Annotated in this window: 19 protein-coding genes; 9 read left to right on the plus strand and 10 right to left on the minus strand. The window is 55.8% G+C overall.

Going from position 1 to position 20631, the window contains the following annotated elements; genetic code table 11:
• Window positions 1–174: 174 nt before the first annotated feature.
• Window positions 175–1122 carry a LysR family transcriptional regulator gene (locus WG29040_RS22920; RefSeq protein ID WP_003438097.1) on the plus strand — a complete coding sequence of 316 codons (948 nt, stop codon included), beginning with the start codon at window positions 175–177 and terminating at the stop codon, window positions 1120–1122.
• On the opposite strand, the gene WG29040_RS22925 is transcribed toward WG29040_RS22920, so the two are convergent.
• From WG29040_RS22925 to WG29040_RS22935, 3 genes are all read right to left on the minus strand, one after another.
• A complete protein-coding gene (locus WG29040_RS22925; protein WP_003438094.1) occupies window positions 1079–1291 on the minus strand; it encodes a PA3496 family putative envelope integrity protein in 213 nt (70 codons plus the stop codon). The genes WG29040_RS22920 and WG29040_RS22925 overlap by 44 nt on opposite strands.
• A 175-nt stretch (window positions 1292–1466) precedes the next feature.
• Window positions 1467–2333 carry a transcriptional regulator HexR gene (hexR, locus tag WG29040_RS22930; RefSeq protein WP_003438091.1) on the minus strand — a complete coding sequence of 289 codons (867 nt, stop codon included), beginning with the start codon at window positions 2331–2333 and terminating at the stop codon, window positions 1467–1469.
• Between the two features lie 135 nt (window positions 2334–2468).
• Window positions 2469–4343: a bifunctional diguanylate cyclase/phosphodiesterase gene (locus tag WG29040_RS22935; RefSeq protein WP_003438089.1), complete on the minus strand. Its 1875-nt coding sequence runs from the start codon at window positions 4341–4343 to the stop codon at window positions 2469–2471.
• 206 nt (window positions 4344–4549) lie between these two features.
• On the opposite strand from WG29040_RS22935, the gene uvrD reads away from it, so the two are divergent.
• From uvrD to WG29040_RS22950, 3 genes are all read left to right on the plus strand, one after another.
• The gene (gene uvrD / locus WG29040_RS22940) at window positions 4550–6733 is read left to right on the plus strand and encodes a DNA helicase II (RefSeq protein WP_003438087.1); all 2184 of its coding nucleotides are present in this window, start codon (window positions 4550–4552) and stop codon (window positions 6731–6733) included.
• Between the two features lie 275 nt (window positions 6734–7008).
• A complete protein-coding gene (locus WG29040_RS22945) occupies window positions 7009–7854 on the plus strand; it encodes a Tim44 domain-containing protein (RefSeq protein ID WP_127196930.1) in 846 nt (281 codons plus the stop codon).
• Between the two features lie 134 nt (window positions 7855–7988).
• Complete coding sequence (locus tag WG29040_RS22950) at window positions 7989–8396, plus strand: SMI1/KNR4 family protein (RefSeq protein WP_003438083.1); 408 nt, start codon at window positions 7989–7991, stop codon at window positions 8394–8396.
• A gap of 116 nt (window positions 8397–8512) precedes the next feature.
• On the opposite strand, the gene WG29040_RS22955 is transcribed toward WG29040_RS22950, so the two are convergent.
• Entirely contained in the window at window positions 8513–10273 is a 1761-nt protein-coding gene (locus WG29040_RS22955) for a cation:proton antiporter (RefSeq protein ID WP_127196931.1), read from the minus strand.
• Window positions 10274–10559: 286 nt separating this feature from the next.
• Here WG29040_RS22955 and WG29040_RS22960 point away from each other — a divergent pair, with 286 nt between their 5' ends.
• Entirely contained in the window at window positions 10560–11045 is a 486-nt protein-coding gene (locus WG29040_RS22960) for an acyl-CoA thioesterase (protein WP_003438079.1), read from the plus strand.
• 60 nt (window positions 11046–11105) lie between these two features.
• Here the strand turns inward: WG29040_RS22960 and pdxY are convergent, their stop codons facing one another.
• Window positions 11106–11978, minus strand: coding sequence for a pyridoxal kinase PdxY (gene pdxY / locus WG29040_RS22965; protein WP_127196932.1), 873 nt, complete (start codon window positions 11976–11978; stop codon window positions 11106–11108).
• Between the two features lie 113 nt (window positions 11979–12091).
• On the opposite strand from pdxY, the gene WG29040_RS22970 reads away from it, so the two are divergent.
• Entirely contained in the window at window positions 12092–12493 is a 402-nt protein-coding gene (locus tag WG29040_RS22970) for a DUF3301 domain-containing protein (RefSeq protein ID WP_003438076.1), read from the plus strand.
• Between the two features lie 265 nt (window positions 12494–12758).
• Here the strand turns inward: WG29040_RS22970 and WG29040_RS22975 are convergent, their stop codons facing one another.
• The 3 genes from WG29040_RS22975 to zigA are packed head-to-tail and all read right to left on the minus strand — an operon-like array spanning window position 12759 to window position 15620.
• Window positions 12759–13721: a GTP-binding protein gene (locus tag WG29040_RS22975; RefSeq protein ID WP_010657062.1), complete on the minus strand. Its 963-nt coding sequence runs from the start codon at window positions 13719–13721 to the stop codon at window positions 12759–12761.
• A 40-nt stretch (window positions 13722–13761) separates the two neighbouring features.
• Complete coding sequence (locus tag WG29040_RS22980) at window positions 13762–14415, minus strand: DUF1826 domain-containing protein (RefSeq protein WP_127196933.1); 654 nt, start codon at window positions 14413–14415, stop codon at window positions 13762–13764.
• A complete protein-coding gene (zigA, locus tag WG29040_RS22985) occupies window positions 14412–15620 on the minus strand; it encodes a zinc metallochaperone GTPase ZigA (RefSeq protein ID WP_127196934.1) in 1209 nt (402 codons plus the stop codon). The genes WG29040_RS22980 and zigA overlap by 4 nt, the downstream gene beginning before the upstream one ends.
• A 145-nt stretch (window positions 15621–15765) precedes the next feature.
• Here zigA and folE2 point away from each other — a divergent pair, with 145 nt between their 5' ends.
• Window positions 15766–16659: a GTP cyclohydrolase FolE2 gene (gene folE2 / locus WG29040_RS22990; RefSeq protein WP_010657061.1), complete on the plus strand. Its 894-nt coding sequence runs from the start codon at window positions 15766–15768 to the stop codon at window positions 16657–16659.
• Window positions 16659–17219, plus strand: a complete 561-nt coding sequence (locus WG29040_RS22995; protein WP_127196935.1) for a DapH/DapD/GlmU-related protein — start codon at window positions 16659–16661, stop codon at window positions 17217–17219. The genes folE2 and WG29040_RS22995 overlap by 1 nt, the downstream gene beginning before the upstream one ends.
• Here WG29040_RS22995 and WG29040_RS23000 read toward each other — a convergent pair.
• Entirely contained in the window at window positions 17216–17740 is a 525-nt protein-coding gene (locus WG29040_RS23000; RefSeq protein WP_003438065.1) for a DUF3617 domain-containing protein, read from the minus strand. The genes WG29040_RS22995 and WG29040_RS23000 overlap by 4 nt on opposite strands.
• 138 nt (window positions 17741–17878) lie before the next feature.
• Here WG29040_RS23000 and cls point away from each other — a divergent pair, with 138 nt between their 5' ends.
• Window positions 17879–19318 carry a cardiolipin synthase gene (cls, locus tag WG29040_RS23005; RefSeq protein WP_127196936.1) on the plus strand — a complete coding sequence of 480 codons (1440 nt, stop codon included), beginning with the start codon at window positions 17879–17881 and terminating at the stop codon, window positions 19316–19318.
• A gap of 51 nt (window positions 19319–19369) precedes the next feature.
• Here cls and cfaB read toward each other — a convergent pair whose 3' ends face one another.
• Window positions 19370–20551 carry a C17 cyclopropane fatty acid synthase CfaB gene (gene cfaB, locus WG29040_RS23010; protein WP_127196937.1) on the minus strand — a complete coding sequence of 394 codons (1182 nt, stop codon included), beginning with the start codon at window positions 20549–20551 and terminating at the stop codon, window positions 19370–19372.
• Between the last annotated feature and the right edge of the window lie 80 nt (window positions 20552–20631).

Here is a 20631-nt window from a genome sequence, read left to right on the forward strand (position 1 = left end):
GCCTATGGAACAAACGACCTGCTAGACCAGGTCGGCACGTGTCCAAATGTGTCTGAACCGTTGTGGGCTCACACTAGACCCACGCAGAGATAAACAAAAATCAATATTTCTTGGGTGATGCATAAGCAAAGACTTATAGTTGAATGACTTGCTCAGCCGGATAACTTACAAAAAATGCGTAAGTCATTGATGCGTATCACTTTTAGGCAGCTTCAAGTTTTTAACGAAGTCTGCGATCTGCGCTCTTACAGCCGTGCAGCTGAAGAAATGTCTCTCACTCAACCCGCCGTCAGTCTGCAAATTCGGCAGCTGGAAGAGCTGATCGGGCAGCCTTTATTCGATTACGTCGGTAAAAAGCTGTACATGACCGAGGCCGCTGAAGCGCTTCAGCTGGCCAGTCGAGATATTTTCGGGCGCCTGGAAAATCTCGATATGCAGCTTTCCGACATGCTGGGGTCACTGCAGGGGCAGCTGAAACTGGCGGTCGAATCGAGCGCCAAGTATTTCGTCCCGCACCTGTTTGCCGCATTCAAGCGCCAGCATCCGGAAGTCAATTTGCAGCTCACCGTGGTCAATCGCGCACAGGCTGTGCGCAGGCTGTCGGACAACCGCGACGACCTGGTGATCATGTCGATGGTGCCGCAAGACATGGGCCTGGAATTTTTGCCGTTTTTGAATAACCCGATTGTTGCCGTGGTCCCGGCGGACCACCCGCTGTGCGCTCTGGGCCCGTTACGTTTACAGGATCTGGAGCCTTACACCCTGCTGATGCGCGAGCAGGGATCGGGCACGCGCATGGCCTGCGAAGAATATTTCAAGGAAAAGCGCGTGCACTTCAATCACACACTGGAAGTGGCATCGAACGAATCCCAGCGTGAATGCGCAGTGGCCGGGCTGGGAGTGGCGCTGTTGACGCGCCACGCCGTCAGCCTGGAGCTGGCGACCGGACTGCTGCGCGAGCTGCCGGTCGAGGAGTTGCCGCTGTATCGCAGCTGGTGCGTGGTGCAGGCCAAAGCCAAGCGCCTGTCACCGGTGGCCCATGCTTTTCTGGACTTTATTCGCAGTGAACGCCTGCAAATCAGCGCACTGGTTGAGCGTTTCGACGGTCACTTGCCGAAATAGCCTGCCAGTAGTTAAGCGAGTTGAGGTCGGGATAATCGGCAGTTTCCATACTCAACTGACGCTGATTCGTACGGTCTTCAATCGCACGACGGAAGGCCATGCGCCGCTGGTCTTCTTGCTGACGACGGGTTTTGACGGCGCTGTTGCGTTCTTCGTAAGGCTGGGCCATTTCGAGTCTCCCAAGGCGTGTACGGGAGTTTCACGATGGACTTTGTTTATGACGACTTGGCGAAAGGGGGATGACAGGAAAATGAAGGCTGACAAAGTGCCTTATCTGCAGGAGCGAGCTTGCCTCGCGATCTTTTAAAGATCAAAAGCTCGCTCCTGCAGTGATTGTACGGCGCTTAATCGTCGTGGCTTTTCAGCGACTTGGGTGACAGGCGCAGACTGCGAAGGCTGCGTTTAACGCTTTTGAGGTGGTTGACCAGGCTCGGACCGCGGGCCATGGCAACCCCCATCGCCAGCACGTCAATCACCACCAGGTGGGCAATACGCGACGTCAGCGGGGTATAGATTTCGGTGTCTTCGTGAACATCGATCGCCAGGTTGATGGTCGAAAGCTCGGCCAGGGGCGTTTGGCTTGGGCACAACGTGATCAGGGTGGCGCCACTTTCGCGCACCAGGTTGGCAGTGATCAGCAGGTCTTTGGAGCGGCCGGACTGTGAGATGCAAATCGCCACGTCAGTAGGCTTCAGGGTTACGGCCGACATCGCCTGCATGTGCGGGTCAGAGTAGGCAGCAGCGGTCAGCAGCAGGCGGAAAAACTTGTGCTGGGCATCCGCCGCTACAGCGCCAGAGGCACCAAAACCATAGAACTCGACCCGCTGGGCCTGGGACATGGCCGTCACGGCTTGCTGCAACGCTACCGGGTCGAGCTTTTCGCGCACGTCCATCAAGGTGTGCAGTGTGGTGTCGAAAATTTTCAGGCTGTAATCGGCAACCGAGTCGTCTTCATGAATCGCGAACTGACCAAAGCTGGCGCCTGCGGCCAGGCTTTGGGCCAGCTTGAGTTTCAGGTCCTGAAACCCGGAGCAGCCAATCGCGCGGCAAAAACGCACGATCGTGGGCTCACTGATGCCGACGCTGTGAGCCAGATCAGCCATGGAACTGTGCATTACAGCCGCAGGATCAAGCAGCACGTGATCGGCGACCTTGAGTTCCGATTTACGTAACAGGTGGCGTGACTGGGCGATATGTTGCAGCAGGTTCAAAGGGCAGGACTCGGTCTGTAAGCGGCGGGCGCCGGGGATGTAGCAATCTTGTAGTTATACTACAAGAAATCGCTTTCTGCCCAACCAATACATCGTCCTGCTCCAGTACTTCCCGCCATGTAGCTCTTTTTGACACTACATAACAACGACACCGGTGCGCAGCAAATCGCCTAAAGCCGTGGCGTTTACCGGACGACTGATCAAGTAACCCTGAACCTCGTCGCATCCCTGGCTCCTGAGAAACCCAAGTTGCACCTCATCTTCAACACCTTCAGCCACCACCTTGAGCTCCAGGCTGTGGGCCATGGCAATAATCGCAATGGTAATGGCATCGTCTTCGCTGCAGCGTCCGACACCGCGAATAAATACTTGATCGATCTTCACGTAATCCACGGCAAACCGCTTGAGGTAGCTGAGGGATGAATAACCGGTGCCGAAGTCATCGATCGCCAGCTTCACCCCCAACTCATGGAGCAACTGGAAGGTCGTGATGACGTGTTCAACATTGTCCAGCAGCTGGCTTTCAGTCAATTCGAGCTCCAGGCAGTGCGGCGCCAGCCCGGTTTCTTCGAGCACCTGACGCACCAGGCTGACCAGCTTGCCCTGGCGCAACTGATGCCCCGAAAGGTTGACCGAAACCCGTATCGCAGCCAGCCCCGCACGTTGCCACTCACAGGCCTGACGACAGGCTTCGCGCAGCACAAACTCGCCGATGGCACCGATCAGGCCGGTCTCTTCAGCCAGGGCAATAAAGTCGCTCGGTGGCACGCTGCCCAACTGGGGATGGTCCCAACGCACCAACGCTTCGGCCGCATGCAGACGTCCCGTACGCAGGCACAGCTTGGGTTGATAGAAAACGTTGAGCTGGCCTTCGGCGATGGCTTTACGCAGTTGGTTTTCCAGCTGAAAACGCTCAAGGGTACTGTGTTGCAGACTGTGACTAAAAAACTGAAAAGTACCGCCGCCCACGTGCTTGGCTTGCTGCATGGCCTGGCTTGCCTGATTGACCAGGGTCGCAATGTCTCGGGCGCTGTCGGGCAACAGGCTGATCCCCATCGACGCACTGATCACCAGTTCATGGCCATCAATCAGCAACGGGCGGCTGAGTTTGCTCAACAAGCGGGTGGCCACCCGCGCCAGGCTGGTCAGGCTTGCATAGGTATCGAACAGGACAGCAAACTCATCGCCCGACAGGCGCGCAATGGTGTCGGCCTCGGGCAAGGCCTTGGTGAGGCGCTCTGCCACTTGCTGCAGCACCTGGTCTGCCAGTTCATGCCCAAGGCTGTCGTTGAGCAGCTTGAAACGGTCGAGATCGATGTGCAGCAGCGCCAGGTTGCGCGAGCCTTGACGCACCCGCTGGCTGGCCTCCTCCAGACGCTCCTTGAATAAAAGGCGATTGGCCAGACCGGTGAGCTCATCAAAATGGGTCAGGTGGCGCACCCGCACCTCAGAAATGCGGCGCGCTGAAAGGTCGCTGATAAAGGCCACGATATGACTGACACTCCCGGCCCCGTCGCGCACCACTTTGAGTTGCAGCCACTGAGGATAGAGTTCGCCGTTTTTGCGGGTTTCAACCAACTCCCCTTGCCAGCTGTCATGCAGGCCAAGCAAGGCCTGAATGGCTGGAAAATGACGACAGGCATCGCGGCTGCAGGCCAGTTCATCAACCCGGCGCCCGGTCAGCTCTGCAACCGCATAGCCACTGATATGACTAAACGCCTGATTGACCGCCAGCATTTTGTAAGCCGGGTCGAGAATCACGATACCTTCGCCGGCCGCTTCAAACACCGTTGCGGCCAATCGCCGCTGCTCCACTTCACGCGCCAGTTCGATATTGAGCTGTTTACTCAGGACGTTGGCTTGCTGCAGGTCTTCAAACACCTTCTGGTGATGCCGACGACGTATGTGTCGGTCCTGATTGATTTTCCAGCCGAGCACACCCACCAGCGCCAGAAAAATACCGGACCCTATGCCAATAACACCACCCAGCGAGCTAAAACCCTGAATCATTGGCAAAATTCTTAATTAGTGGATGAGCCAAAAAGTTTCCCGAGCATACACAAGCAACGCCTGCTACCAAATAGACGAAAACAGCGGCACGAATTCATCCGCACACTCCGTTCACTGCCGGCCCTGCTTTTCATCACAACCGGCAAAGCAATGCCCGACACGGATTGGGGTTTGCCCGGTTTGCCTGCTCCCCCTAGAATGGCCCGATGCGCGATGATCTCTCTCTATTATTAAATTCTCTCAACGATGCCCAACGTCAGGCCGTCACGGCCAGTGTCGGGCGTCAGTTGGTTCTGGCCGGCGCAGGTTCCGGCAAAACCCGTGTGCTGGTGCACCGTATCGCCTGGTTGATCCAGGTCGAAAACGCGTCGCCCCACTCCGTACTGTCGGTGACGTTCACCAACAAGGCCGCTGCCGAGATGCGTCATCGCATCGAACAGTTGATGGGTATCAACCCGGCCGGCATGTGGGTAGGCACCTTCCACGGCCTGGCTCACCGCCTGTTGCGTGCTCACTGGCAAGAAGCCGGGCTGAGCCAGACCTTCCAGATTCTCGACAGCGATGACCAGCAACGCTTGGTCAAACGGGTGATTCGCGAGCTGGGCCTCGATGAACAGCGCTGGCCGGTGCGTCAGGCGCAATGGTTTATCAACGGCCAGAAAGATGAAGGCCTGCGCCCCAAACACATTCAGGCCAGCGGCGATTTGTTCCTGGCCACCATGCGCAACATTTACGAAGCCTATGAAGCCGCGTGCCAGCGCGCCGGTGTGATCGACTTCTCCGAGCTGCTGTTGCGCGCCCTCGATCTGTGGCGCGACAACCCGGGGCTGCTGGCGCATTACCAGAAGCGTTTTCGGCACATTCTGGTGGACGAATTCCAGGACACCAACGCCGTTCAGTACGCCTGGCTCAGACTCCTGGCCCAAGGCGGCGACAGCTTGATGGTGGTGGGCGATGACGACCAGTCGATTTACGGCTGGCGCGGCGCCAAGATTGAAAACATCTATCAGTATTCAACCGACTTCCCGGACGCCGAAACCATTCGTCTGGAACAAAACTATCGCTCCAGTGCCGGCATCCTCAAAGCGGCCAACGCCCTGATTGCCAACAACACCGGGCGCATGGGCAAAGAACTGTGGACCGACGGCGGCGAAGGCGAAGCGATCAATTTGTACGCGGCCTTCAATGAGCACGACGAAGCACGGTATGTAGTCGAAACCATCGAAAGCGCCCTGAAAACCGGTCTTTCCCACAGCGATATCGCCATTCTGTACCGCTCCAACGCCCAGTCCCGGGTGCTTGAGGAAGCGTTGCTGCGCGAGCGTATTCCCTACCGTATTTATGGCGGTCAGCGCTTCTTCGAACGCGCCGAAATTAAAAACGCCATGGCCTACATGCGCCTGCTTGAAGGCCGTGGCAATGATGCGGCGCTGGAGCGGGTGATTAACGTCCCGGCTCGCGGCATTGGCGAAAAAACCGTCGAGGCCATTCGTGAGCACGCACGCCACAGCGATGTGTCGATGTGGGAAGCCATGCGCCAGCTCATCGCCAACAAGGCTTTGCCCGGTCGCGCTTCTGGCGCCATCACCGGCTTTATCGAGCTGATCGAAAATCTTTCGGCAAAAGTCATGGAGATGCCGCTGCATCTGATGACCCAGACCGTCATCGAGCAAAGCGGACTGATTGCCTACCACCAGGCGGAGAAAGGCGAAAAAGGCCAGGCCCGGGTAGAAAACCTTGAGGAACTGGTGAGCGCGGCACGCAACTTCGAAAACAATGACGAAGATGAAGAACTGTCGCCATTGGCCGCCTTCCTCGGGCACGCGTCGCTGGAAGCGGGCGACACCCAGGCCGAAGAGCACGAAGACGGCATCCAGCTGATGACGCTGCACAGTGCCAAAGGCCTGGAGTTCCCGTACGTCTTCCTGGTGGGTATGGAAGAAGGTCTGTTCCCGCACAAGATGAGCCTGGAGGAGCCCGGCCGCCTTGAAGAAGAACGTCGTCTGGCCTACGTGGGCATCACCCGGGCGATGCATAACCTGGTGATGACCTACGCCGAAACCCGTCGCCTGTACGGCGCCGAAACCTACAACAAGGTTTCACGTTTCGTGCGTGAGGTGCCGAAAGGACTGATTCAGGAAGTTCGACTTTCCAACAGTGTCAGTCGTCCTTTCGGCGGCGGTCAAAAGCAGAGTGCCAGCAGTCTGTTCGGTGGTTCGGAGATCCCGGAAACCGAATTCAAACTCGGCCAGTTGGTCAAGCATGCGGTGTTCGGCGAAGGTGTCATCCTCAACTTCGAGGGCGCAGGCGCACAGGCGCGGGTGCAGGTGAACTTCTCCGAGGGCAGCAAGTGGCTGATGATGGGCTACGCCAAACTTGAAGCCGTCTGACAGCTGGCCTACAGCTATTCAGGAATAAGATAGGTTGGCCCTGGACGCTTGCGGGAGCTGAATTGCCAGCGATACAACGAATGCGGTCACCTGATGCACCGCGTTCATGTAATCGCTGGCAAGCCAACTCCCACAAGATATTTCCCGCCCTCCTGCTTTGAAAAAATCCAACTCTTACATCCAAACAGGCAAAAGCCCGAAACACTTCACCGCTAGCCAGCCATACCTCACCTGTGCAACATGGCGCGCGTGTCATCCACAAATGGGAACCCCTTATGAAACGTTTTCTTAGCATCGCCATGGCGCTGTGCATCGGTTTGACGATGAGTCTCGACGCAAACGCCAAACGCTTCGGCGGCGGCAAGAGCTTTGGTTCGGCCCCTAGCCATCAAACGCGTCAGGCCGCTCCAGCCGCCGCAGCCCCTGCTGCTGCGGGCGCAGCTGCCAAAGCCGGCGGTGCTTCGCGCTGGCTCGGCCCTCTGGCCGGCCTCGCTGCTGGCGGCCTGCTGGCCTCCATGTTCATGGGCGGCGGCTTCCAGGGCATGCAATTCTTCGACATTCTGATCATGGCGGTCATCGCCTTCCTGATCTTCCGCTTTATTGCCGCCCGTCGCCGCAAGCAACAGTCTGAAATGATGGCCCCGGCAGGCCACGCGCCAATGCAACGCGAAGCGTTCGATGCCAAGCCTGCAGCCTCGATCTTCGGTGGTGGCTCGGCTGCACCTGCAGCACGTCCGGTGATCAACGCTCCGGCCTGGTTCAACGAACAGAACTTCCTGGAAGCTGCGCGCAACCATTTCCAATCCCTGCAACAGCACTGGGATGCCAACGAAATGGACAAGATTGCCGAGTTCGTAACCCCGCAAATGCTCGACTTCCTCAAGCGTGAGCGTGCGGATCTGGGTGACGGCTTCCAGTCGACCTACATCGACAACCTGACCGTTCAACTGGACGGCCTGGATGATCGTGCTGACAAAACCATCGCGACCCTGACCTTCAGCGGTCTGTCGAAGTCTTCGCGCTTTGACCAGGGCGAAGCGTTCAGCGAAAGCTGGAACATGGAACGTCAGCAAGGTGATAACCAGCCTTGGCTGGTTGCCGGTATTCGCCAGAACGGCTAATCCATCAGGCATTGCACGCTGTAACCAAAACCCCGGACTTGTCCGGGGTTTTGCATTTCACGATTGCACTTATAACGAGCTACTGTATAAAGCGCGTCATATAAACCGCGCCATAGAGCATGAGGATTGAGGTCGTGGAAGAGATCATCGAACAACTACGTGAACAAAATGAGCCAGTGCCAGTGCCCCTGGAACTGCCAGATGAAGACCAATTGGTGGAAATCGAAGAACAACTGTTCATCGATATCCCGTTCGTATTCAGAGAGTTTTTGCTGACTGTCAGTGACGTGGTGTATGGCAGCCTGGAGCCGGTCACCGTAACCGATCCTCAGTCCCACACCTATCTGCCTGATGTAGCCGCGACCGCTTGGGATGCCGGTGTAGATCGCAGCCTGATCCCGATTTGTCAGGACGGTGACGACTACTACTGCGTTGAGGAAGACGGCACCGTGGTGCTGTGGTCCGGCGAAGAAGAACTGGTTACCGAAGAGACGTGGGAATCCGTCTGGCACTGGGCGCGGGACGTCTGGCTGGAAAGCTGATAGCTGTACGCCCCGGGTTATTTTGCAGGAGCAGGCTTGCTCGCGAAGGCATCCGCACTGAATTCAGTGCGTCGCCAGCACCGCGAGGCAAGCTCGCTCCTGCAGAGACCGACTGTCTAGTGCCCCCCCTCCTTGTGATTATCCAGAGTTTCCAGCAGCGCCACCTGCATGCGCGTATGAATCCGGATAAACCAGCGCCACAATACTGCTGCAACCCCCGCCGCCACTACCGCAATCACCATCAGCAATTCATTGGTCGGCAAGATGCTCGCCGACAGTGCTGACAACAGCAGAAAAATCACCAGCAACGATAAAATCGGGATCACTTCAGAGATCACCCGACGCAGGCGCTGGGTGTGCCGCCCGGCCATTTCAGGCTTGACGCCCATCTCCGCCAGCAACATCGACAGCGCTTTAAGCTTGCGATAGGCCGCGATCAAAAACGGCAGCGAGAGCAATAAGGCCGCCCCCCAGATCATGCCTTTTTGCCAGCTTGGCTCCAGGATCCAGCCCTGTAGATAGCGCCCGATTCGCGGAGCGAAATATCCGCCAGCAAAGAAAATGGCAATGACCAAAGCCAGATTCACCCCCACCTGAAGCAGTATTTTCCGGATCATGGCCGCCAGTAACGCACCCTCTCCCTGAGGCTGAATACTGCGCAGCCATTCGCCATATAGCCCAAAAACCCGGGACAGGCGATTCGGCATGACCTGCGCCAGCTTGTACGAGAGTGGATCTGCGGCGCGAATCAGGTAAGGCGTCATCAGGGTAGTGAGCACCGACACAGCGACCGCTACGGGGTACAAGAAGCTGCTGGTGACCTGCAATGTCATCCCCAGCGCCGCGATGATGAAAGAGAATTCCCCAATCTGCGACAGCCCCATCCCGACCCGCAATGACGTCCGTCCGTCGTTACCTGCGATAAACGCGCCCAAGCCGCAAGAAAGCATCTTGCCCAGTACCACCGCGATGGTAATCACCACGATCGGCAGTGCGTATTCCAAAAGAATCGCCGGGTCGAGCATCAGCCCTATGGCGACGAAAAAGATGGCGCTGAACAAATCACGCACGGGTTCGATCAAGCGCTCGATTTTTAGCAACTGACGAGATTCGGCCATGATCGCGCCGATCAGGAAGGCCCCGAGTACCATGCTGTATTCCAGCTTGACCACCAGCAGGCAGAAGCCAAAACACAGCCCGAGCACAGTGATCAGCAACATCTCATTACTTTCAAACCTGGCGACATAGGCCAGCACTCGCGGCACCAACAAAATCCCGATGACCAGGGCCACGATCATAAACAACGACAGTTTACCTACGGTCGAAAACACCTCTTCGGGGCTGACGCTGCCGCTGACCGCAATACTGGAAAGCAGCGCGATAATCCCGATACCTAAAATATCCTCAACGATCAGTACGCCAAAAATAAGCTGCGCGAAGCGCTCATTTTTCATCTTCAGGTCGTTAAGCGCCTTAACGATGATGGTGGTCGAGGAAATGGCCAGAATGGCCCCCAGAAACAGCGAGTCCATGGTGTTCCAGTCAAACCAGCGACCAATTTCGTAACCGATCCAGATCATCAGCGTTATTTCCATAAACGCTGCGATAAAAGCCGTGGCCCCCACCTTGAACAGTTTGCGCAGGCTAAATTCCAGCCCCAGGCAAAACATCAAAAAAATCACGCCCAGTTCGGCCAGGATCCGGATCGTCTCTTCGTCGTGGATCAAACCAAATGGCGGGGTGTGCGGCCCGATAATAAAACCTGCAACGATGTACCCCAGAACTACGGGCTGCTTGAAGCGGTGGAAAAGGATGGTCACCACGCCTGCAACCAGCATGATGACTGCCAAATCCTGAATAAAACTGATGGCATGCATGGCTTGACGCTCCTTGTTTAATTATCACCAGGCAACAAGACGACAGACGCAGCTACTTAAGCTGTGCAAATCACCGTTTTAAATGTAGGAATTTCCCGATTGACGGGTTTTTGCAGGTTAACACTGCGACTTCGAGCTGAAAGGCAGTGCAATATATGGAAACAGATGGACATAAGCGTGACGGCAGCCAAAACCGTAGCGTCCCGTTATTTACTGTTTCAAAAATCGACAAGTATCCACAGAGATACCCATTTCACTGCTGCAACACTACCGCGAGCCTGCTGCTATGGAACCCGGAAACGCCCAACTGTCGATGACGGTCCTGATGACCCCGGATATGGCCAACTTTTCTGGCAATGTTCACGGCGGAACCCTGCTCAAGTACCTCGATGAAGTCGCTTACGCGTGCGCCAGCCGCTATGCGGGTCGTTATGTAGTCACCCTGTCGGTGGATCAGGTGATTTTTCGCGAGCCGATCCACGTCGGCGAGTTGGTCACCTTCCTCGCATCGGTCAACTACACCGGCAACACCTCGATGGAAGTCGGGATCAAGGTGGTCACCGAAAATATCCGTGAACGCTCAGTGCGCCATACCAACAGCTGTTTCTTCACCATGGTAGCCGTGGACGACGACCGCAAACCCGCGGCCGTACCGCCTTTGCAACCGGTGAACAGCGAAGACAGGCGCCGTTTTATCCAGGGCAAGCAACGTCGCCAGATCCGTCAGGAGCTGGAGCAGCGCTACAGAGAGTTGAAACACGAAGGGGTATAACGCGCTACAGAACGCTGTGGGGGCTGGCTTGCCAGCTCCCACAAATTATCTGTGATGTGCCTACAGATTGATCGGCACAGCTTCAAACCGCACGCGCGGATGGGCTATGCGGTCCTGGGCCCTGACCAGTTGCAGCTCATAGCTGGTGCACGCCTGGGTTTCGAGCAACACCTCATGCACTGCCGCTGCCGTGAACTCAAACGCAGCCACCAGGCTGTCGCCCAGCAGCACTCGCGCCAGGAACAATCCGGACGTCAGGTCGCCAACCCCCACAGGCTGACGCGGGAAGGCCAGCAACGGGCGGCGCAAGTGCCAGTTACCCTCAGCGGTCACCAGCAGCATCTCGAAGCTCTCTGCCGGCTTGCCGGGATATGACAAGTGCTTGACCAGCACGGCCTTCGGGCCGCGTGCCAGCAAACTGCGCGCCATCGCCAGACAGTCGAGCAGTGATTGCGGATGACGACCGCAGAAGCTGTCCAGCTCCAACTGGTTCGGACATAAAAAATCCGCCATCGCGGCAGCTTCTTCGAGCAGGAAGCTACTGACTTCCTCGGGCACGATGCAGCCCTTTTCAGGGTGCCCCATTACCGGGTCGCAGAGGTACAGCGCATTCGGATTAACCGCTTTAATGCGCGCCACACCACTGAGGATCGCCCTCCCTTGCGCGGCACTGCCCAGATAGCCGGACAGGACCGCATCGCAATTGCCCAACTCACCGATTGCGGCAATACCCTCGACCAGTGCAGGAATTTGTTCAGGAGCCAGCACTTCCCCCGCCCACTGACCATACTGGGTGTGATTGGAGAACTGCACCGTGTTCAAAGGCCATACGTTCACCCCGACGCGCTGCATGGGAAATACAGCAGCGCTGTTGCCGGCATGGCCGAAAACCACGTGGGATTGGATGGCGAGTAAATGAGGTGTACGTTTCATGCCGGATTCCAGACTACGGGTGGATTCAAGCCACGCAGTATGCGGCTAAATGCAGCCTGTACGACAGGCTGAAGACGCAGTTAAGCTGAACCTAATCTGTTGGAGCGCACTTAATGCTGACCCTTGGAAATATGTTTGTGCTGATGCTGCTGGCAACTGGCGCTGCCTGGCTGTGGCACAACCACGGCCTGCGCGAACGGGCGCTGGAGCGGGTCAAACAACACTGCAAAAACCTTGATATCGATTTACTGGATGAGAACGTCGCGCTTAAAAAAATCGGTCTGGTAGCCGATGCCAACGGCCGCAAGCGCCTGGCGCGCGTGTATAACTTTGAATTCACGGTAACCGGCGAGCAACGCCACACCGGGACCATCACGCAATTCGGTGCCCATAGCGCAAAAATCGAACTGCCGCCCTACCCGTTCAAAACTGAACCTGAACCGAGCGAAATCCCCAGCGCCCAGGTGATTGAACTCAGCCAATGGCGCCAGGACCACAGCAAGACCCGTCACTGACCCCGGATGGCTGACGAAGCGCCCGCAAGAGCTGCCGAAAACTGCTCCTGCGGTTAGCCACTACCTTCAAGACATCGCAGGTAAAATGCCTGTGGATAACTTTTCAAAAACCAGCCCTGAACCCCCGAAATAGACGCTTGATCCGGATTTTAGCCGGGAATAATTCATGCTCGCGCCGAAGATTGTAGGACAACTTTACCAGCACAAAATGTGCCCGAAACGCCCTGTTATCGACCCAAGCAGGCAACCATGCCTGGGCAAAAGACTACTCGATGCAGTTTTTCAGCCCGTACAGCAATGAATTCACGTCCTGTGGCTGATCGAAAATGAGTTCAATGCGTGAATCCTTGCGCCACTCACTTGGTTTCCAGTCTGCAACACAGTTATCCACAGAATTTGTTGAAAACCAGCCCGTAGAGCCATGGATAACCAGTTTGGCGCGACGCCAATCCAGACTTTCCAGCCACTGCTGCAACCGCCCCAGATCAAATTGCCGGGACGGATGCCAGCACCACCCCGCACTCCACCCTTCAGGGTCAAGCCGGGTCATTACAACCGGGGTATCGGGACTGGAAAACACCCTGCCAATTTGATTAATATCCTTATAAATCAACGAGTTATCCACAGCATGAATAACATTCATATTGGCTGCAGGCAGCGTATTTAAAGGGATTCGGCCATGTTCGGTCCATACAATCGGGCACTTTGGCAGGTCATATGCAATTCGCTCACGTTGCTCGTTTTGCACACTATTAGATTTATTCATGACCACTAAACCGGCGATTTCCAGGGCCGTTTTCTGGGTTTGAGGCAGGGGTTTTCCCTGGGCCAGTGCTTGTGCATCCAGCACCATGACACAGGGCTGCAACGCCAAAACCCCCAGCCACGGAGCCTCGCTGAGTTGCTTGATGATTTGGGCCGGATGCCCCAGACCGGAAGGCTCAATAAACAATCGATCGGGACGAGCCTTGCGTAAAAGACGGCTCAAACCGATCTGAAACGGCGCGCCATTGACGCAACACACGCAGCCACCCGCCACTTCGGCAATGGCGACAGCACCGTCCTGCTGGCTCATTAAAGCCGCGTCCAGGCCAATTTGACCGAACTCATTGACCAGTACAGCCCAGCGTTCGTGTTCAGGCTTTTGCGTCATCAGGTGCTGGAGCAGACTGGTTTTGCCGGCCCCCAGGGGACCGGCAATCAGGTGGGTGGGAATGTTGTGCAACATTTTTGCCGGCTTCTGTATTGATCGAAGTAAACAATATGCCTCAGGCCAGCCAATCGAGGGTCAAAATCAGCCGCCGCTCTCCCGGAGCCAATGCCGGCGAACGATGGATCAGGCCAGCCCCCTCATTGCCCTGCCATTTTTCGCCCTTGAGCAATGCCACCTCGCCGGTATTTATTTGCTCAATTAACCAACAGTCCAGTGGTTCGGTCTGGGGTTGTCCTAGCTGACAGCGCTCCATCACGCCCTCCTTCAACCACTGGCTGCCTATCCCCGCGTAAGTGGTAATAAGTCGTACAGGCACGTGATCCACATGAAATCTTGGGCACATCGCTTTATCCAGAGCCCTCAGACGCAGCCCAATGCGTTTTGCGCCCAACAAACAGGCATAGGCACTGACGAGCCAGGAAATGTCGGCAATAAAGCTCTCATAGCCCTCCAGATCGTTGAACCTTGAAGCAAGGCCGCTGAGGTTCGGCCGGGCCTTTTCATCGGCCATTTCAAGCACCAATGCGTCCGCCAGAGGCTCATCCAGCGAAAGTAACAAAGCTGAAAAATCGGTGATCTGGACCGGCAACTGACGCTGCCAAATGGTCATATTGACGTCATCCTGAAGAATTTTCGCCATCACATCCGGGCTTGTTCCCCGCACGTCACCGACCGCCGGGCGGGCAATTTGAGCGAGCGTTTGCATCATCCGGCCACCTCTTCGTGCCATTGCCCAAACGGATCGTTCAGCTGCTTCCACACCTCGACCCCCAAGCTCATTTCTGCATCCGAGAGCAAACAGGCATCGAGTTCCGCCGTCAGCAGCAAAAAGTCTATGTGCTGACCGATAAACACCAGCTCCTGACGGCAGTCTGCGGTGTCCGGCAACCACTTTTGCAGGATTTCAGCCCTGGTTTGTGCATCTTCTGGCCATTGATCGCGGGGCACGAAACGCCACCAGCGTCCGGCGAATCCATAGCGCATCAGGCCCCCGGCCTGGGACCAACTGCCTGCTTCCTGGTACTTGCTGGCCAGCCAGAAAAAGCCCTTTGAACGCAGCAGTTTGCCGTTGGTCCAGGGCCGATCAATAAAATTAAAAAAACGCTCGGGGTGAAACGGCCGGCGCGCGCGATAAGCCGTGGAAGCGATGCCGTATTCCGCAGTTTCCGGCACATGCGCGCCGCGTAACTCTTGTAACCAGCCCGGTGCCTGGGCTGCCCGCTCGAAGTCAAAACGGCCGGTATTGAGGATTTTTTTCAGAGGGACTTCACCCATCACCATCGGAATTATTTCGGCCTGGGCATTCAGGCGCTCAAGAATGGCGATTAATTCCAGGCGGTCGGCGCTACTGATGAGATCACTTTTGCTGATCAAGATAACGTCTGCGAACTCAATTTGTTCTATTAGCAGATCGGTTATTGAGCGTTCATCGTCTTCACCCAGGGTCTCTCCACGGGATGCCAGGCTCTCCGAGTCCTGGTAATCCTGCAAAAAACTCAGGCCATCGACCACAGTGACCATGGTGTCCAGGCGAGCGATATCGGCCAGGCTTTGGCCTGAATCGTCGCGAAAAGTGAAAGTTTCTGCCACCGGCAGGGGTTCCGAAATACCGGTTGATTCGATCAATAAATAATCAAACCGCCCCTCTTTGGCTAACTTGCTGACTTCTTCAAGAAGGTCTTCACGCAGGGTGCAACAGATGCAGCCATTGCTCATTTCGACCAGTTTTTCTTCGGCCCGATTGAGGCTCACATCGCGCTGAACCTCACCACCATCAATATTGATTTCGCTCATGTCATTGACGATGACGGCCACGCGCAAGTTGTCGCGATTGCGCAAAATGTAATTGAGTAGGGTACTTTTTCCTGCTCCGAGAAATCCGGACAGCACAGTCACCGGCAAACGTTTTGACATGGGAGTTCCTCACCAGGGTTAGCAGGTCAAAGCGCCCGCTTTAAGGCCGACCGTTTCCGATCGCCGATAATGATACATTATAACAATACAAAGCATTAGAATTGTTATCTTGTAACGTTTCGCCATTCACTCGATGGAATCCCTAATGAACGCCCTGACCCTTCCGGACATCGCCTCGCAAAACGCCCGACAATCTCTACCCCTCGAATGGGTCGGCATGTGCGGGATCGCATTGCCCGTGCTGATTAACGCTCAGCGACACACCGCAACAGCCGATGCAGGCGTTAGCCTGGATGATGGAGAAGCTCGCGGGATCCACATGTCGCGCCTTTATCTCGCGTTAGAAGTTCTAGAGTCGCAGGAGCTGAACCCTCTACTTTTGAAAATAATTTTGCAGCGATTTCTCGACAGTCACGATGATTTATCGATCTGTGCCTACCTGAGAATTCACACCCAATTGCTGCTAAAGCGGCCGGCACTGGTCAGCCCTTTAAGCGGCTGGAAGAGTTACCCGGTGAGCATCGATGCATCTCTGAAAAACGGAATGTTCCACGTGGAACTAAAAATTGAGGTGACCTATTCATCCACCTGCCCGTGCTCGGCGGCATTGGCCCGGCAGTTAATTCAGCAACAATTCGTCAGTGACTTTGCCAACCAGCCGCTGCATCACGCCGATGTATTAACCTGGCTTGGCAGTTCACAAGGCATAGTCGCAACACCCCATAGCCAAAGAAGCACCGCTTGCCTGCAGCTCAACCTGAGCTCCGAGCTACAGTCTTTGCCGATCGAAATGATCATTGATGAGGCAGAACGAGCGCTGGGGACTGCGGTACAAACTGCGGTGAAGCGCGCAGATGAACAAGCCTTCGCTCTGGCCAATGGGCAGAATTTAATGTTTTGTGAAGATGCCGCGCGGCGCTTGAATGTGGCACTGAAGACAGCTCCCGGGGTGAAAGGCTTCATGCTGAAAGTGGTTCACGCCGAAAGTCTGCACAGCCATGATGCCGTCGCTGAAAGCCGCTGGAACTGGAGAGTCTGATGATCCGCAAAAATCCGTCCGGCGATTTACCGCAAATTGCAGAGTCCGCATACGTCGACAGAACCGCCATCATCTGCGGCAAGGTGGTGATCGGCGAGAACGTATTCGTCGGGCCATATGCCGTTATCCGCGCCGACGAAGTAGACAAGGACGGCGGTATGCAGCCCATCAGCATTGGCGCCAATTCCAATATTCAGGATGGCGTAGTCATACATTCAAAGTCCGGGGCGGCAGTGACCATTGGTGAATACACTTCGATTGCCCACCGCTCCATCGTCCACGGGCCATGCCGTGTTGGCGACCGGGTGTTCATCGGTTTCAACAGTGTGCTGTTCAATTGCGAGATGGGGGATGGTTGCGTGGTCCGGCATAACTCGGTCGTCGATGGCCGCGACCTGCCGGATAATTTTTATGTGCCGTCAACGACACGTATCGGACCCAACACTGACCTGAGCCAGTTTTCTCCCGTCAGTGTCAGTGCCTCGGAGTTTTCAGAGGATGTAGCGCGCACCAACGTAGATCTGGTGCGCGGCTATAAAGCGCTGCAAAACGAATTTTAATCAGCCCGTGGTTTGACTGTTCCACAGTTCTGTCCGAGCCAGACCGCGCGGGTATCCATGCTGCCTTTTTGCTGGATGCCCGTCGCGTTGAAGGTGCCATTGACCTGGGTAGTGAATTCACGATCGCTGACGAAAGTTGCTATACCGGCACCCTGGGCTTTTGGGCAACTAAAGCGGAACTTCCATTTATTTCCACTACGCTCAGTGATCTGCTGATTACATCCTGACTTGGGATCGGTCAGTGGAATCTCATCCGATTTAACCTGATCGGGCGTGAGACAAACCCGAACCCCCTTGCCTCCCATGGTCAGTCCCTGATTCTCCAATTGGGCTTTTTGTTCCGGGGTCAGCATGTTCTGTAATTGGCCTAGCATTACCTGCAAGTCAGGCAGTTGCTGACCATCTACCTGCATGTTGCTGGAGGTAAGTTCCCACAGACCCGGTTGCAGCATCTGGGCCTGTGCAGCTACGGGGATCGACAAACCACAGGCCATAAATAACCCAAGCAGACGAACATTCATCAAGAAACTCCTACGGAATTGTCCGCATTAGACGTCAAAAACTGAAGGGCGTTGCACGCGCAACTAAATAGGGACATTCATAACAGAACATGGTCTGTTAGTAGTTACAACGTCGGACATTGAGGAGCAAGGATACGCATGGATTATCTAGGCCCACACGTTTTCGGATACCTGATTTTATTAATCCACAGCCTGGGCTTGATTGCCGCAGTGCATGCCGTACTGACTGTGAGAACGGCGCAGGGCTCGATTGCCTGGGCCATGTCATTATTCTTCATCCCCTACTTCACACTTATTCCCTATCTGATATTTGGCCGCAGTACGTTCGACGATTACATTCGCGCCCGACGCGAAGCCAATCAGGAAATGCGTGAAGCCATCACCGATCTCAACTGGCGCCCCTGGGTTGAGGAAGCACTGGCAGCCCGCAGTTCCAAAGCTTATACCTCGTTGCGGGCCATGCCCAAGTTGGGCCGCATGCCCTGCCTGGCGAACAACAGCGTGCGTTTGCTGATAAATGGCACCGCCACGTTCGAGGCAATTTTCAAGGCCATACGCGAGGCGAAACAGGTCGTACTGGTTCAGTTTTTTATTGTCCATGACGACGACATCGGCATGAAGTTGCACGCTCTGCTGTTGGAAAAGGCTGCCCAAGGGGTTGCTGTCTATTTGCTCTACGACAGCATTGGTAGCCACTCCTTGCCCAAAAGTTACGGCGAAAGCCTGCGCGCTGGCGGTGTACAAACCTATGCCTTCGCTACCCGTGGCGGATGGATCAGCCGCTTCCAGGTGAACTTCCGCAACCATCGCAAAGTGGTGGTGGTGGATGGTGTGACGGGGTTCGTTGGCGGGCATAACGTCGGCGACGAGTACCTGGGGGCCAAACCGCCGTTATCGCCGTGGCGCGATACCCATGTCGAAGTCAGCGGTCCGGTGGTGGCCTGCCTGCAGGAATCATTTGCCGAAGACTGGTTCTGGGCCGCACGCAAATTACCGCCCCTGATCCTGCCGCAGAGTTATCCGGACGGTGGGGTGCTCTGCCAGTTCCTGGCCAGCGGCCCGGCAGATCCTTACGAAACCTGCTCGCTGTTTTTTGTCGAAGCCATTCACGCAGCCAACCAACGGGTGTGGATAACCACGCCCTACTTCGTACCTGATGAAGCAGTGTTCTCGGCATTGCGCCTCGCAGTCCTACGCGGGGTCGATGTCCGCATCCTGATACCGTCACGTCCAGACCACAAAATTGTCTACGCGGCTTCCAGTCTGTATGCCTTTGAAGCAGTGCGCGCAGGCGTGCGGATCTTCCGTTACCAGCCCGGCTTTGTGCATCAAAAAGTGGTGTTGGTAGACAACGAAATCAGCGCCATCGGCAGTGCCAATATGGACAACCGTTCGTTCCGCCTCAATTTTGAAGTCATGCTGCTCACCGTCGACCAAGGGTTCGCCAGCCAGGTGGAGAACATGTTGCTCGATGACTTCGCCCTGGCCCGGGAGATCACCGAAGCCGACATCAAGGCCACCCACCGTCTCCAGCAACTGGCCATGCGCGTTGCCCGGCTGGTTTCCCCCGTCCTATAAAAAAGGCCGTGTCGCTTTGCGCGGCACGGCCTTTTCGCCCGGCGAAGACTCTTAGCGATAAATATCCGCACGGGTAGGTGGCAATTCCAGCGAGCCATCCGCACGGGGTTTGGTCGCCAGTATCTGGTCTATGTTGATCCAGCCATGGGCAAAGGCGTAGGCACAGCCCGCAAGATACAGGCGCCAGATACGCAAGATTTGCTCAGGAACCATATTTGCTGCTACTTCAAGATTGCTCTCCAGGCGCTGACTCCAATGCTCCAGCGTGCGCGCGTAATGCAGGCGCAGGCTTTCAACATCGACCACTTCCAGCCCGGCCTCACTGATCTCGGCAGTCATCATTGACAGGTGCGGCAGCTCGCCATTGGGAAATACGTAGCGCTCGATAAAATCCCCGGCTCCACGGCCGACAGGTCGTCCATCCGTGTGTTTGGCGGTAATCCCGTGGTTCATCACCAGGCCACCTTCACGTACGGCTTTGGACAGAATCTCGCAATACTCTCGCAGGTTGGCATGCCCTACGTGTTCAAACATCCCGACACTGACAATTTTGTCGAACCGGCCATCCTGTGGCAGATCCCGATAATCCAGCAGTTGCAGGTCGACTTTATCTTGCAGGCCTTCGGCGTTGACCCGTTCTCGTGCCAGCTTCAATTGCTCTTTGCTCAGGGTAATGCCAAACACCTTGACCCCGAACTCACGGGCGGCAAATCGCGCCAGACCACCCCAACCACAGCCAACATCGAGCAAGTATTCGCCAGGCTTTAGCCGCAACTTGCGACACAGCAGCCGGAACTTGGCTTGCTGTGCTTCGTCCAGGCTCTCTTCACCGGTTTCGAAATAGCCACAGGAATAGGCCATGTCACGGTCAAGCCACAGCTGGTAGAAGTCGTTGGATAGATCGTAGTGATAGGAAATGGATGCAGCGTCTGTGGCTTTGTCGTGGTGAACACGAGATGGCGCCGTATCTTCTTCCTCGATAAGCGCCTGACTCAATTCATCACACACCCGTATGACTTCACTGATGGACCCCTCCAGTTCGAGTCGTCCTTCAACAAATGCACTCCCCAAAAGATCAAGACTCGGGTGAGTAAACTCAGCCACCAGAGCCGGATCCTTGACCACAATCGTAACGCTGGGCGTCGGGCCAAAACTGAACTCGTGACCGTCCCAAAGCCTTAGGCGTAATGGAAGCTGAAGTTTCTGTAAGGCCGGTGGAAGTTGCGCGAGCATCTGTAATCCTCCTACATTTCAGACGTAAGATTACAGGGTAGTTGATTAACAGAAACTTTCAGCCCCATGGGCCAGAAGGT

It is taken from the genome of Pseudomonas sp. PAMC 29040 (genome assembly GCF_003994535.1).
Lineage (GTDB): Bacteria > Pseudomonadota > Gammaproteobacteria > Pseudomonadales > Pseudomonadaceae > Aquipseudomonas > Aquipseudomonas paraversuta.

Bases quoted from the DNA above. Each gene is read 5' to 3' on its own strand.
- WG29040_RS22920 (WP_003438097.1), top strand. From the start codon at position 175: ATGCGTAAGTCATTGATGCGTATCACTTTTAGGCAGCTTCAAGTTTTT.
- WG29040_RS22925 (WP_003438094.1), bottom strand. From the start codon at position 1,291: ATGGCCCAGCCTTACGAAGAACGCAACAGCGCCGTCAAAACCCGTCGT.
- WG29040_RS22935 (WP_003438089.1), bottom strand. From the start codon at position 4,343: ATGATTCAGGGTTTTAGCTCGCTGGGTGGTGTTATTGGCATAGGGTCC.
- uvrD (WP_003438087.1), top strand. From the start codon at position 4,550: ATGCGCGATGATCTCTCTCTATTATTAAATTCTCTCAACGATGCCCAA.
- WG29040_RS22945 (WP_127196930.1), top strand. From the start codon at position 7,009: ATGAAACGTTTTCTTAGCATCGCCATGGCGCTGTGCATCGGTTTGACG.
- WG29040_RS22955 (WP_127196931.1), bottom strand. From the start codon at position 10,273: ATGCATGCCATCAGTTTTATTCAGGATTTGGCAGTCATCATGCTGGTT.
- WG29040_RS22960 (WP_003438079.1), top strand. From the start codon at position 10,560: ATGGAACCCGGAAACGCCCAACTGTCGATGACGGTCCTGATGACCCCG.
- pdxY (WP_127196932.1), bottom strand. From the start codon at position 11,978: ATGAAACGTACACCTCATTTACTCGCCATCCAATCCCACGTGGTTTTC.
- WG29040_RS22970 (WP_003438076.1), top strand. From the start codon at position 12,092: ATGCTGACCCTTGGAAATATGTTTGTGCTGATGCTGCTGGCAACTGGC.
- WG29040_RS22975 (WP_010657062.1), bottom strand. From the start codon at position 13,721: ATGTTGCACAACATTCCCACCCACCTGATTGCCGGTCCCCTGGGGGCC.
- WG29040_RS22980 (WP_127196933.1), bottom strand. From the start codon at position 14,415: ATGATGCAAACGCTCGCTCAAATTGCCCGCCCGGCGGTCGGTGACGTG.
- zigA (WP_127196934.1), bottom strand. From the start codon at position 15,620: ATGTCAAAACGTTTGCCGGTGACTGTGCTGTCCGGATTTCTCGGAGCA.
- folE2 (WP_010657061.1), top strand. From the start codon at position 15,766: ATGAACGCCCTGACCCTTCCGGACATCGCCTCGCAAAACGCCCGACAA.
- WG29040_RS22995 (WP_127196935.1), top strand. From the start codon at position 16,659: ATGATCCGCAAAAATCCGTCCGGCGATTTACCGCAAATTGCAGAGTCC.
- WG29040_RS23000 (WP_003438065.1), bottom strand. From the start codon at position 17,740: ATGAATGTTCGTCTGCTTGGGTTATTTATGGCCTGTGGTTTGTCGATC.
- cls (WP_127196936.1), top strand. From the start codon at position 17,879: ATGGATTATCTAGGCCCACACGTTTTCGGATACCTGATTTTATTAATC.
- cfaB (WP_127196937.1), bottom strand. From the start codon at position 20,551: ATGCTCGCGCAACTTCCACCGGCCTTACAGAAACTTCAGCTTCCATTA.